13 protein-coding genes are annotated in these 13,539 nt (G+C 41.5%); 3 read left to right on the forward strand and 10 right to left on the reverse strand.

The window, feature by feature from the left end:
• Positions 1–27: 27 nt before the first annotated feature.
• Positions 28–678: a stage II sporulation protein R gene (spoIIR, locus tag ABS301_RS18310; RefSeq protein WP_349673585.1), complete on the forward strand. Its 651-nt coding sequence runs from the start codon at positions 28–30 to the stop codon at positions 676–678.
• Here the strand turns inward: spoIIR and ABS301_RS18315 are convergent.
• The 8 genes from ABS301_RS18315 to ispE all read right to left on the reverse strand — a co-directional run bounded on the left by ABS301_RS18315 (position 659) and on the right by ispE (position 9,907).
• Positions 659–1,861 (reverse strand): TolC family protein, encoded by a 1,203-nt coding sequence (locus ABS301_RS18315; RefSeq protein ID WP_349673586.1) that lies wholly within the window; start codon positions 1,859–1,861, stop codon positions 659–661. The genes spoIIR and ABS301_RS18315 overlap by 20 nt on opposite strands.
• Before the next feature lie 4 nt (positions 1,862–1,865).
• The gene (locus ABS301_RS18320; protein WP_349673587.1) at positions 1,866–3,014 is read right to left on the reverse strand and encodes a TolC family protein; all 1,149 of its coding nucleotides are present in this window, start codon (positions 3,012–3,014) and stop codon (positions 1,866–1,868) included.
• Positions 3,015–3,141: 127 nt separating this feature from the next.
• Complete coding sequence (locus ABS301_RS18325) at positions 3,142–6,189, reverse strand: efflux RND transporter permease subunit (protein WP_349673588.1); 3,048 nt, start codon at positions 6,187–6,189, stop codon at positions 3,142–3,144.
• 12 nt (positions 6,190–6,201) lie between these two features.
• Positions 6,202–7,341 carry an efflux RND transporter periplasmic adaptor subunit gene (locus ABS301_RS18330; RefSeq protein WP_349673589.1) on the reverse strand — a complete coding sequence of 380 codons (1,140 nt, stop codon included), beginning with the start codon at positions 7,339–7,341 and terminating at the stop codon, positions 6,202–6,204.
• Positions 7,342–7,386: 45 nt separating this feature from the next.
• The gene (locus ABS301_RS18335) at positions 7,387–7,995 is read right to left on the reverse strand and encodes a TetR/AcrR family transcriptional regulator (protein WP_349673590.1); all 609 of its coding nucleotides are present in this window, start codon (positions 7,993–7,995) and stop codon (positions 7,387–7,389) included.
• Positions 7,996–8,132: 137 nt separating this feature from the next.
• Positions 8,133–8,324, reverse strand: a complete 192-nt coding sequence (locus tag ABS301_RS18340; RefSeq protein WP_349673591.1) for a hypothetical protein — start codon at positions 8,322–8,324, stop codon at positions 8,133–8,135.
• A 13-nt stretch (positions 8,325–8,337) separates the two neighbouring features.
• Positions 8,338–9,012, reverse strand: a complete 675-nt coding sequence (locus tag ABS301_RS18345; protein WP_170820730.1) for a GntR family transcriptional regulator — start codon at positions 9,010–9,012, stop codon at positions 8,338–8,340.
• On the reverse strand, positions 9,005–9,907 hold the full coding sequence (gene ispE / locus ABS301_RS18350) for a 4-(cytidine 5'-diphospho)-2-C-methyl-D-erythritol kinase (protein ID WP_349673592.1): 903 nt from the start codon (positions 9,905–9,907) through the stop codon (positions 9,005–9,007). The genes ABS301_RS18345 and ispE overlap by 8 nt, the downstream gene beginning before the upstream one ends.
• A gap of 290 nt (positions 9,908–10,197) precedes the next feature.
• Here ispE and ABS301_RS18355 point away from each other — a divergent pair, with 290 nt between their 5' ends.
• Positions 10,198–10,536: a P-II family nitrogen regulator gene (locus ABS301_RS18355; protein ID WP_349673593.1), complete on the forward strand. Its 339-nt coding sequence runs from the start codon at positions 10,198–10,200 to the stop codon at positions 10,534–10,536.
• 138 nt (positions 10,537–10,674) lie between these two features.
• On the forward strand, positions 10,675–11,886 hold the full coding sequence (locus ABS301_RS18360; RefSeq protein ID WP_349673594.1) for an ammonium transporter: 1,212 nt from the start codon (positions 10,675–10,677) through the stop codon (positions 11,884–11,886).
• A gap of 76 nt (positions 11,887–11,962) precedes the next feature.
• Here ABS301_RS18360 and ABS301_RS18365 read toward each other — a convergent pair whose 3' ends face one another.
• Entirely contained in the window at positions 11,963–12,547 is a 585-nt protein-coding gene (locus ABS301_RS18365) for a GTP pyrophosphokinase (protein WP_349673595.1), read from the reverse strand.
• A 146-nt stretch (positions 12,548–12,693) separates the two neighbouring features.
• Positions 12,694–13,467: a YesL family protein gene (locus ABS301_RS18370; RefSeq protein WP_349673596.1), complete on the reverse strand. Its 774-nt coding sequence runs from the start codon at positions 13,465–13,467 to the stop codon at positions 12,694–12,696.
• Positions 13,468–13,539: the final 72 nt, after the last annotated feature.

Below are 13,539 nucleotides of genomic sequence, written 5' to 3' on the forward strand. Positions count from 1 at the left end.
TAGATTCCAGAAAAAAGGAGGTACCCTATGAAACAGAAACGTGATTTATTCTTATGTATTACCTGTCTGCTCATTGCTTTTTTACTGACACTGGCAAATGACAGATCAAGCGACGAGGCCCTTGCCGCCAGGATCGCCCCCGAAATCCTGCGGTTTCATGTTCTTGCAAACAGCAACAGCACTGAGGACCAGAATTTAAAATTAAAAGTACGCACCATGCTTCTCAATTCAATATATGAAGACCTTGGTGAAAATGCATCCCTGGAAGACACAAAAACCTATATCCGCTCCCACGAATCCATTCTGGAGAAAAAAGCAGAAACCTACATGAAGAACCTGGGATATGATTATCCTGCACATATGGAACTGACCGATTGCTACTTTCCCACCAAAACCTACGGAGATATGGTATTCCCCTGCGGAACTTACGAAGCAGTAAGGGTAAAAATTGGCGAAGGAAAAGGACGCAACTGGTGGTGCGTCCTCTATCCTCCGCTATGCTTTACCGATTCTTCCTATGCAGTCGTGCCGGATACCTCAAAAGAGATCCTGCGCCACTCCATCGATGAATCCGATTATTTAAAATTAAGAAAAGAACCTGTAAAAATCCATGTAAAGCTTAAAGTTCTGGATCTGCTGCCTGTTCATAAAAAGGTGACTACTTCGCAGAATCCATGATAATTCCCTGAATGGCCCACTGGTATGTGGTATATGCCTGATAGTAAGTATTATACGCACTGTCTTTTTCGCCCTGTGCCTTTAAGTAGGCCATCTGTGCCTGAAGATATTGGATCTTACTCAGCATATTTAACTGATAAGAGCGGTCTGCCTTATCCTTTTCCAGAGTGGCCTTCTGGAATGCAGTACTTGCAGCTTCATAAGCAGACTTTGACTGCAGGATCCCCTGATAATAGGTCTGCATTGTGACTATTACATTCTGCTCTGCCTCAGATACGCTTTGATCCTTATTTTTCATTCCAGTAGTCGTTTTACCGGAAGAAGCATGGCGTTCAGAAATTAAATCGTAATTATTGGAGACCGCTTTCTTTGTATCTTCCTCCAGATTCAGAGCTGCTATCGTTTCATCCGTAAGCTGTGGTAACTCTCCGATCGAAGGTGCTGCATCGGCAGCGTATCCAGTCATCATACAGAGAGAACGGCTTAAATTGTCAATCGTGCTGTTTATTTTAATTAACGATCCTTTTGCAAGAAGCAGATCCTTTTGTGCTGATAACACATTAGCGTCAGTCGCAAGCCCCAGCTGTTTGCTTAAGACCTGGGCTTCATAAGCTGCATTGCTTAACTCCACAATCTTTTCTATCATTCCTTTATTGGATAATGCACTGTTATATCCAATCATTATTTGATCTGCGTAATAATTATAATTCTTTGCAGCAAATGTAATGTTTGATTTCACAGAGGAATCTGCCCGGTTCATGTAATTATAGGATTTTATCAAAGAGTCTGCAGTAATTTTTAACACTTTCAGATCTATATTCAATTGAACATACTGGTCCATTCCCTCTTTTGTGCCAATCCCACCGGAATCTTTTAGTTTATCCGCATCATCCTGTAAGTCAATAATCTGACGTCTAACTTGATCATTGATATACTTCATATCATCCAAAGACACATCAATGTTTTGTGTGATATTTTGGATATTTGGATTGAAATATCTCACCAGATCTGGCAATTCATCGAATTCGATTGCCTGATCATTCAAACGGTTCCACTGCTCCTGTGTCACTTCTTCTGGCTTAGGATTTTCAGTCTGCCCTGGTCCTGCGGCAAAAACTGGAAACGCTGTATAAACGGTTAACGCGGCAGCAATGAAAGCCGATGAAATCCATCTTTTTCTCATATTATCAGCCCCCTGTCGAAGCCAGACCATTCACTGCATCCGTATATGTCTGAATTGACTGAAATAGTGTGAGCTCTGCCGTTTTTACTCCATTGGTCTTTGTAACCAGTGAATTTTTCTGTTTTCTATAATCCAGTCCGCTCATTTTGCCAACCTGGGTTTTTCGCTCGGCAGCTTCCATGTTTTTGCTCTCCAGATTAAATTCTGTAACCGCCTGTTCATAGGCTGCCTTCGCCTGCAGAACTTCCTGATAGTTCTTTACCACATCCGTGCCAATATTCTGCTCGTTACTGGAAATTGTCCGCTTAAGGGTATCCTTTGTAATATCTGCAGTTGCATTTTGCAGCTTCCGCTTGTTAACTTTCAATGTATAATTGTTGTTTAACGCAGTCTCAGTATCAGAATCAGGATTCATGGAATCAATTCGTGCCATATCTACCTGGGGAATATCTTTGATATCAGGCGTATCATTGTATTTCCACCCCAGCATGATACATAGTTTTTGTCTTGTCTGTTCTATGGTAGCCGCCGTTTTATCCACTGACGTCTGGGTGTTCTGTATGTTCTGCAATGCATCAAGCACATCTGTCTGGGTTGCCATTCCTGCACTTTGTTTTACCAGTACAGACTGGTAAACTGACTGTAAAAGCTCCAGATTATCTTTTAAATTTTCCAATTCATATTTCTGCTGAAAATAGTTAATCATCGAGGTTTGAGCGGAAGCCACAAGCGCCGCCTCTTCCTGGTCATAGGTTAGCTGATCAACCGTTAAATCTTCTACATTTTTATCGGCCTGTTCGTCTGCTTTTCTTGCAGCTACAGCATTCTGTGCATCGTTTAAAGCATTATCCCCGCTAATTGAACTGCGGGCAGTATCCGCTGCATCCCGGTAATACCTGGCATACTCATCACTGGTAACACGATCATCTTTTTTCTTGTCATTGATATCAAGCTGGTTTTTCTGCACCTTCACATTATATTCATGTATCAGGTCTTTCAGCTCATCATATTCCATTGTATTATCTCTAAGCTTTGCCCACTCCTCAGCAGTCCTTGAAAACTCCGGACTTCCGGCCCAGACAGTCGATGCCGGTCCGGAGAAGGTCATCACTGCTGCAAGAGTAAACGCGCCAATCTGTTTCCACTTTCTCATCCTAAATCCTCCTTAACTGGGATTTTTATACTTCGTTCTTATATTATCATATCACATGCTGTCAAAAAGAGCCAAGCCACATTCTTCCATATCAGATCAATAATATATTTTTTGATTGCTGCCGGTATTAATCCGGCAGCTGGGTTTTATCTATTTTTCCACTCATCAGAGAATAGTAGACAGGCAGCATAAGCATTGATAATACGGTGGAGGCAGTAAGACCGCCCACATTAACCAGCGCGAGTCCCTGCATGGTCTCAGTATTGGAGCCAATCCCCAACGCCAGAGGAATCATGGATACAATCGTAGTCAGTGTTGTCATGAGGATCGGTCGAAGTCTGGTTGCACCGGCTTCAATCAATGCGGTCCGTTTATCCATGGAGGCTCGATACTGGTTAACTGTATCAATATAAAGAATTCCCGAGTTAACCACCGTACCGATTAACATCAGAAAGCCCAGCATGGAAGGCATGCTGATTGCAACACCTGCTGCCAGCAAACATCCAAAAGATCCAATTAAGCTGAATGGAATGGTGGTCATAACCATAAGGGAAAATTTGAACGATTCAAACTGAGCCGCCATTACTACAAACACCAGGAATGTAGCAATTAAAATGGCTTTCATAAGATTTCCCAACTCTTCCTGCATGGAGGCATCTTCACTGTTTTTTGCCCTTGTTACACTATCATTTAAGTATTTACCCGTAACGTTACTGTCAAGTTCCTTTACCGCTGCCGCTTTCTCTTTCTTATTCTTTACGGCATCTGTGAAAGAACCTGTTATGGTAACCAGATACTGCTTATTCTTTCTATTGATGGCTGTAGGGCTATCTTCATAACCAATTTTAGCAATATTAGTCAGTGCCACAGATCCACCCATGTTATTAGGTACCAGAACACCTTCCACCTTTTCCAGTGTATTATAGGTGTCATCCGGATATTGTACTTTAACATCCACGTTCTGACCATTCACATCCATAGTCATCGCTTTCACACCGCTTAACATTCCGTTCAGCATTCCTCCAACTGCCGCAGGACTGACGCCCTCTGCCGCTGCCTGGATGGGATCTACACGCACTTTGATTACTGGTGCTGCATTTTCCAGATCGGAATGTACTTTAATCATCTCCGGACGGGCACTTAATTCATTTACCATCTGGTCGGAGACCTGTTTTAACTGATCTAATTGAGCACTTTGAAGAATAACTTCATAATCGTACTTATTACCTCCGCTCATATCACTGACACTGGAAGTTGATTTCACAGTCACATTACAATCAGGAACCTGGTTCATTAACTTTTTCCATTTATTAACCACCTGATCCGTTGTGAGCTTTCTGTCTTTTTTCAGATATGCTGTTAAAGTTCCGTTGGTTCCTCCGGAAAAGCTCAGACCCTGCCCGCCATAACTAGCCATATAAGATTTTAAATCTTCTTCACTGGTGACAATTCCCTCCAGTTTTTTTAATATCTTATCGGCTTCTTCAACTTTAATTCCTGGTTTCATCTGAGCCGTGATAGAGATGGTTCCCTGATCAACGGAAGGCATCAGTTCAAATCCCAGTTTTGATGCAAATCCAAAGGATGCCAATAACAACAGCACTGATATTACCATAACCAGAGCACGCTTATTTAAAAGTTTATCGACAATCTTTCTGTAAACACTCTGAAGACTCCTTACGAATCCTCCCATGGGAGAATGCTGCCTTTCCACCGGGCGGAACCTGGAGTAACATAATGGTACAATGGTAATAGCAGAGAAAAAGGAAGCCATCATACAGAATACAATTGTAAATCCGAGAGGCTTAAATAACTGGCCAGTCAGACCTGCTAAAAACGCCAGAGGGATAAACACGACGCACGTTGTCAGAGTACCGCCAAGAACGGACTGCATTACAACGCCGGTTCCCTCTAATGCCGCACTCATATATTCCCTGAAACCAGTACCCTTCTGGGACCGGAAGCAACTTTCCAGTACTACGATGGAGTTATCCACCATCATTCCGACACCTAATACTATACTGCTCATGGTAATAACATTTAAAGAAAATCCCATGGCTGCCATCATAATAAGAGATACCAGAATGGAAACCGGGATAGAGGTTCCTACGATCAGGGAAGCTTTAATATCTCCAAAGAAGAGGAAAATAATAATCATGGAAATAATAACTGCTGCGATCATGGTATCTTTTACACTGCCAAGAGCAGTGGTAATCTGGTCACTGTTATCATCCACAATTACTACCTGCAGATTCGGATAATCCTTTTCCAGAGAATCAATAGTTTTCTTAACTGCTCTTGAAACATCAACTGCACTGTTTTTCTGCTGTTTACTAAGGGATACGGTGATCGTGTCATCTCCGTTATACCGCCCTATGGCAGTCTGCTTCTGATTGGTTTCTGAAATATCCGCAATATCTTCCATGTAGATGGTCTTTCCCTGACTGGCCACAATTGGAACCTTTTTTAAGGCTTCCACCGTCTTTACGTCTACACCGGTACTAACGGATAATTCCCGTTTCCCCACTTCTGTTTTGCCAGCGGGATATGTAAAATCAGCTGCTTTAATCGCCTGACTGATGGAGTCCATATTAAGATGATACTGCTTCATCTTCTCAGGTATCAGATTAACTCTTACATAACCTTCCTGGCCGCCGCTGATATTGACACTGGCAACGGAAGTGATTTTCTCAAATTCAGGAACAATCTTATCATTTACATAATTGTAAAGATTGTTTTGAGATGGATCTTTGATGGAAAGTGTCATGGAAGGCATATCATTAATGTTAAATTCCATAATGGAGGGCTTTTCAACTTCATCGGGGAGATCCAGACTGTCCATTTTCTTTTTTAAATCATTGTATGCCTTATTCATATCGGTACCGTAATTATATTCCATGTACACGATAGAAATATTCTGCTGAGAGCTGGACTGAATATTTTTAACGCCGGAAAGAGTACCTACGGACTCTTCGATTGGCTTGGTGACCAGATCATTAATATCCTCCGGGCTTGCTCCTACATAGGTAGTTGTTACTAAAAGCATGGGGAAATTCATCTCCGGTGTCAATTCCAGTTTGGAAGAAAAAACGGAGGATAAACCAAATACAAGTAGGCATAAAACTGCTAATATGGCAGTTATGGGCCGCTTTAATACAAATTTTGTCATTCCCATTTTACCGCCCCCTTATTGTGCAGAAGCAGAAGTCTCTACCTCGGGTCCATTATCCTGTGTCGTCTCGGTTTCCGTAATGGTTTCCGCAGCGGTCTCCGCCAGAGTTACTTTTGAACCGTCGTATAATTCGCTGGTCCATGTGGTGACTACCTGATCATCTGCGCCTATTCCAGACTGAACCTCTGCAAATTCATTATTTGCAAGTCCGATGGTAACTGCATTCTTTTTCAATGTTCCACTGGAATATGTATAGATAAATGGATTTCCTGCCTCATAATAAACACTATCAACAGGAACTGTGAGTACATTTTCTGCTTTCTGTGCCGTTACATAAAGCTTCACAGAGGTTCCTGTAGCAAGTGAATCTCCGGAAGGAACAGACGCTTTCACTTTAAATAATCCGCTTCCACTGTCAACCATGGTACTTACTTCCGTTATGGTTGCTTCATGATCTGTACCGTTTTTCTCTACCCGGATAACATCGCCGGCTTTCAATCCGCTTATAATCCGCTCAGAAACATAGAAGGTAAGTGACTTTCCGCCATCGCCTGATATAACACAGATTGCTGTCTGGGGAGAAATCATGTCGTGAAGACTGATATTAAAGCTTTCCACTTTACCTGAAATTGGGGCAGTCACCTGGCTGCTCTCCAACTGGATATTATAGGCAATTTTTGCATTCTCATATTGAAGTCTGGTCATTTCCACCTGACCTGCCGTATTCTGATAGTCGGCATCCGCTACATCTCCTGCTGCATGAAGTACGGTTAAACGGTCCAGATTCTTCTTTGCATCCCCGTATGTAATTTTGGCAGTTTCCATGGCGATCCGTGTACTTTCTACCTGTTTTGTATCAATCACACAAAGCAGCTGCCCTGCTGTCACGGTGTCTCCGGTTTTCACAGCTACATTGGTTACTTCTCCTGAGCCAAGAGGAGTCACATGAACGATGCTGTCCGGTTCAATGGTACCAATCAGTTCATTGTTAATTTCTATTGTCCGGATCTCCGGCTTCTGGGCGGTTACTACCGGCGGCGCTTCAGCTACCAGCTCTTCCTTGCTCCTATTAAGAATCTTAGGAAGCATAAGCCCTGCGAGAACAGCCACAACTACAACAGTCCCTGCAATTATAAATACTTTTTTCTTTGTCATATCAAGCTCCTTATTATCTTCTCAGTCATAATATGATTCTAATTATTATTTTCGAATTCCATACTGTAAAATATCTAATTTTTCCTGAAAAATTTTCTTAATTTTTTCTTCATCTTCTGGATGATGGTAATACCAGCCCATACATCGGGCCAGTTCAAAAAGGATCATGGAAACAAGTCTGCCAAAGGTATCAATATCCGTATACCTGTAATTTGACAGATCAGTACAACGATACATTACCTCACGCAATTCAGTCTGCTTATCCTTTTTCTCATGGCACAAATTATGAACGACTCCAAATAGTTTTTCACTATCCAGAATATTTTCAACCAGCCTTAAGACCTTTTCTTCCGTATTATTAATGGAATATTGTAAAAATGTCTCTGCTGTCTTCCATAAATCACCATTACTTTTCTGTGCACATCTGACCCAGGACTCCTGAAAATTATCTCCAGCGTCTTCAAAAATATATCCCAGCACATCCCGCTTATCAACAAAATAAGTGTAAAAACTTCCTCTTGAAATTCCTGCGCTCTGTATTATTTTATTAATTGAAGCCTTTTCAAAGGGCACTCTGATAAACTCCTCGGTTGCAGCATCCCGTATTATTTTCTTTTTCTCCGCCGGAAGATTATAAAACCGCTCCGTAGGCATCCTTACACCTCATTTCTATTGTTTTTTCCGCATGACTTTGTATAAAATCAAAAGGTGACAACATGTCATTTATTATAATGACACCCTGTCACCTTGTCAACTAAGGTTATATTTATTTAATAAATTTCCAGATTTGTTTATTTATTCCTGTCCAGATATTCTTTTAACGCTTCATCACTTTCCTCAATCCACAAGTCCTCTTCCTCTTCATTGAGTCCCAGGAAAGTAGCAAGCGTGTCTGATGTTGTGCCGTTGTTCCATTCGTCAATATAATCATCGATCGTTTCAAAATCAATTTCACCAGCCAGATATTTTTCTTTAAATGTCATATCAATCCTCTTTCTATTCCTGTCCCTTAATGTTTTTGGATACTGTAATTTCCTGATTGTCGATATGTTCCCGCATAGCTACCTTAGCTTCATCCACTCTGCGCTGTCTTACTGCTTTTAATATGTTGTCATGCTCCAAAAGAAGTACCTGACGTTTATCTTCATCTTTAATATATTCCAGGCGATACCGGTACATCTGCTCTCTTAAATTATTGATCATCTGTATCAGTCTGTCGTTACAGGTACCTTTGTAGATCACATCATGATAAGCCTCATCTGTTTCAGCAATATCCATAGGTCTTCCTTTCAGCACTGCATTCCGAAACTGATCCTGCTTCATCTCCAGTTCTGCAACAGCCTCTGGTGTCATACGCTGACAGGCAAGTTCAATCGCTAACTCTTCCAATGAACGGCGTACTTCCAACACATCTCTTAAGCTTTTCTCAGAAATTTTAGCCACTTCGGCACCTTTTCTGGGAATCATGAGAACCAGGCCTTCCAGTTCCAGCTTACGGATTGCTTCCCTGATAGGGGTACGGCTGACCCCCAGACGCTCTGCCAGCTGAATCTCCATCAGACGTTCCCCTGGTGCCAGCTCTCCTTTTAGTATAGCCTGCCTTAAGGTATTAAATACCACATCACGAAGCGGCAGATATTCATTCATATTGACTTTTAAATCATTACCCATTGGGTACCTCCTTGGTATTATAAAAATTCGTTAAATAAACTTGTTTCGCCAGATTCCTGCATTCTCCATACCGCAGTTCTTCATATGCTCTGCCTGCGGCGATAGGATTGGTAAAGATGCCAAAAACCGTAGGGCCGCTTCCGCTCATCAGTGCATTAACCGCACCCAGCTCCTTCAGTTTTTCTTTTATGTCCGCTATCACGGGATATTCCGGGATAGTTACAGTCTCTAATACATTACCAAGGCGCTCTGACACCTTGTAAATGTCATGGCTTTTAATCGCCTCTATCATTCCGTCAATATCCGGATGATCTTCCTTTTTCAGTTCAGCCAGATTCAGATGGTCATAAACGAACTTGGTAGAAACGCTTACGGAAGGTTTTGCAATCAGTACCTGACACTGGGGCATGTCTGTCAGAGGGGTTAGTATTTCTCCAATTCCTTCCGATAAAGCGGTTCCTCTCATAATACAATAAGGAACATCTGCTCCAATCTTTACCCCCCGGTTCATCAGTTCTTCCCTGGTAAGACCAAGCTGAAACATCTTATTTACCCCAAACAGCACTGCGGCAGCATCGCTGCTTCCTCCCGCCATGCCTGCGGAAACCGGGATAAACTTTTTTAAATGAATCCGGATCCCATGAGGAACATGAAATTCATCCATAAGTAGCTTTGCTGCTTTGTAAACAAGATTATTTTCATTCACCGGCAGATAGTATAAATTTGTAACGACTTCAATCCCAGGTGTCTCTTTTAAATATATATCAATCTTATCATATAGACCTACAGTCTGCATGATCATCCGAACTTCATGGTAACCATCATCCCGCTTTCTTAACACGTCTAAACCCAGATTAATCTTTCCATAGGCCTTTAATCCCAGATGTCTTATCATAAGCAAACATCCCTCACTTTTCGGTTTTCGGATTGTATTTTTCTATTTTTTTGTATACAGTATTTATTATATACCCAAGTACATAAAAGCACAAGTGTTTTATATTCTTTTGTCCATCCTTTCTTTCATTAAAGTTTTGTTAACTTTTCATAAATATCCATAGTGTTGTTGTTAAAATTTTATATTTGACATTCTTCAGGATCCATGTATAATGTTGTTATAACGAACGAGGGCGTTCCATAAGCGGAACTGCTCTTTTTTGTGTTATCAACTTAAGGAGGTAGTGCTGTATGAAAAAATTGGAAATTATTATCAAGCCGGAAAAGCTTGAAGACCTGAAAGCAGTACTGGAAGGCTGTAAAGTTAACGGGCTTATGATCAGCAATGTCATGGGTTATGGAAATCAGAAAGGCTATACTCAGATGTACCGTGGTACCAAGTATAATGTAAATCTGCTCCCTAAAGTTAAAGTTGAGACAGTCGTACCAAAAGAGCTGGCTGATCCAATTATTGACGCAGTCGTGGAAGAAATTAATACCGGTACATTTGGAGACGGTAAAATATTCGTCTACGATGTTCAGGATGCAGTACGAATCCGAACTGGTGAACACGGCCGGGAGGCTTTGTAGAAAAAACGGAAAGATATCAACTGAATATGGAATGAAAATAAATTATCGACGAGGATAATTGCCTTTACAAAGGCAGTTATCCTCTTTTATTTTACATTCCGTGCTAATCCATTATAAAATTCAGGAGGAGTTATAATTATGGAAGACACAACTTTATTACTAAACATTATATGGACTATGCTGGGTGCAATTTTAGTCTACTTTATGCAGGCAGGTTTCGCTTTGGTTGAGACTGGTTTTACAAGGGCTAAAAACGCAGGAAATATTTGTATGAAGAACATGATGGACTTTGTCCTTGGCTCCCTATTCTTCTTCATTTTAGGTTTTCCCCTTATGTTCGGAAACAACATCGGAGGAATCCTGGGTGGATCCGGATTTTTTAATCCTTATTCTCTTGCAGATTCCGACGGACTATTCAATGGTCTTCCCATTGCCGTATTTATGATCTTTCACACGGTTTTCTGCGCCACATCTGCAACAATCGTTTCCGGTGCAATGGCAGAACGGACTAAATTTTCTTCCTATTTAATCTATTCCGCATGTATCAGCGTTTTCATCTATCCAATTACGGGTCACTGGATCTGGGGCGGCGGCTGGCTGTCAAGTATCGGTTTCCATGATTTCGCAGGTTCTACAGCTGTTCATATGGTAGGCGGTATCTGTGCGCTGGTAGGAGCAAAGATTGTTGGTCCCCGTATCGGAAAATATAATGAGGACGGAACTCCCAATGCAATTCCGGGACACAATATTCCTTTGGGCGTACTTGGTGTATTTATTCTCTGGTTCTGTTGGTTCGGTTTTAACTGCGGTTCAACGACTGCAGCCACCACAACTCTTGGGGATATTGCCATGACCACTAACCTGGCTGCTGCTGCTTCTACTCTGGTTACTCTTTTATTTACCTGGAAACGTTACGGCAAGCCAGATGTATCCATGACTCTTAACGGTTCCCTGGCTGGTCTGGTAGCGATTACAGCGGGCTGTGACATAGTCACTCCTTATGAAGCAATCATCATTGGGGCAATTGCCGGAGCGTTTATCGTTTTAGCCATAGAATTCGTTGATAAAGTTCTCAGAGTTGATGATCCCGTTGGAGCCATAGGCGTACACGGCGGCTGCGGACTTCTCGGTACTCTGCTTACAGGTGTATTTGGAGAAGGAGCAAATTTCCTTACCCAGCTTATCGGTGTTTCAGTGGTAATAATTTATACAGGTTTCATGGCATTTATTATCTTTACTATCCTTAAGAAAACGATTGGCTTACGGGTATCTGATCAGGAACAGTTAGATGGTCTGGATCTTCACGAACACGGAATGACTGCTTATGCTGGCTTCCGCATCGACAAATAATTGCTTTCCCTCATATTTTTATATATTATACTTCCGAAAAACCCCGGCAGAGCATCGCCGGGGTTTTTTATTGCCATCAATCCGATAAAAACCCTTCCATCTCCTCCTCCATCTGTTTTAAAGCAGCACTATAGTTGATAAACTCTGCTGCTGCCTCATCCTTTTTTTCCCCCTTGTAGCAGATTCGATGCTCCATGCTGGCCCACAGATCCATGGACATGGTGCGAAGCTGAACTTCTACGGGATAATACTCCATTCCGTCTGTATGATAAACCGGAACTCCGAACACTATGTGATAACTTCTGTATCCGTTTTCTTTTGGTGTCCTGATATAATCGCTTTCCTTTATTACTACAATGTCTGTTTGCTTTCGCAGCAAATCTACAATCCCATAAATATCTCTGACAAAATAACAGATCACCCGGATTCCCCCAATATCAGTCAGACAGTTTCTGGCTGATTCCGTGGTCGTATCGTTTCCGCATTTGGTTAATTTATTTTCAATGCTCTCTTTCTGTTTTATCCGGTACTGAACATGATGGATGGGATAATTCAGCTGTTTCCTTCTGTAATCCTTATTCAGCACATCGATCCTGACCTGTATGTTATTCAGCGCATCCTCGTAGGGCTGAATGAAACTTAAGTATTCTTCTTCGGTCATATTCTGCCTCCAAAACATTTCTCGTATCAATCTCAAGTATATCGTTTTTTTGTGTCCATAGCGTGTCCAAACTTTGAACGATCATGTATACAAAAAAAGGTCCCCTTGGGATTTTAAAATCCAGGGGACCGGTGTAGTCTGTCTCTTTACTTTGTTCTGTCATGGTCTGTAAGTTTCTGGTCGTCAGTCTTCGTCTCCACTTCATCACCCTTAGCCATCAAAATACTGCTTACAGGCTCACTGTCATCGGAAAATAACGGTCTTAATCCCTCTTCCTCTACCCGCTCTTCCTTTGGCATATAAATATTAAATACCGGCGATAAGATATAGGAATTAATAAATGCCAAAAGCGGAAAACCGAACAGCATAAAAATCATCAGTACAGGAGGAATCATAAATACAAAACCGGCAGCGATCAGCACACCATCTATGACGATCATACCAATTGTCCGGAACAAATGGCGGATGGACATAAAGAATGCATTGAAAAATGTACGTTTAAGCGGATTATAAAATCTGGACTGAAGCGGGAAAATATACATGGCTACAGCCGCATAGATTAAAGCCATGGCCAGAAATACAGTAAGCATAACCGTCTTAACCGTGGAAGAACCATTAAAAAGCCGGGCAAAGAAGTATAAGTCAACGCCCAGAATGGCTCCTGCCAAAAGAAGGATCAGCCATATTATGGTAGACTGCTTGAAATTCTCTTTAAAGGATTTAAAAAAGGAGCGTATGGTGTAGCCGTCATCGTCTCTTGCAAGTTTCAGCGTCACGTAATACACTGCAGTTGTAGAAGCTCCTATGGTGAAAATTGGGAGACTGCAGACCAGCCATAAAACATTTAAAATAATTAAATCTCCGAACTTGCCGATAAAACGCCAGACCGGATTATCATAATTAAAAAAACCTGATAACATATGTCATTCCCCTTCTCTCGTTAACGTCAAAAATTATTATAGCGGATTTATTTTTAAAAAGCAAACATTCTC

It is taken from the genome of Lacrimispora sp. (assembly GCF_031982545.1).
Taxonomy (GTDB): Bacteria; Bacillota; Clostridia; order Lachnospirales; family Lachnospiraceae; genus Lacrimispora.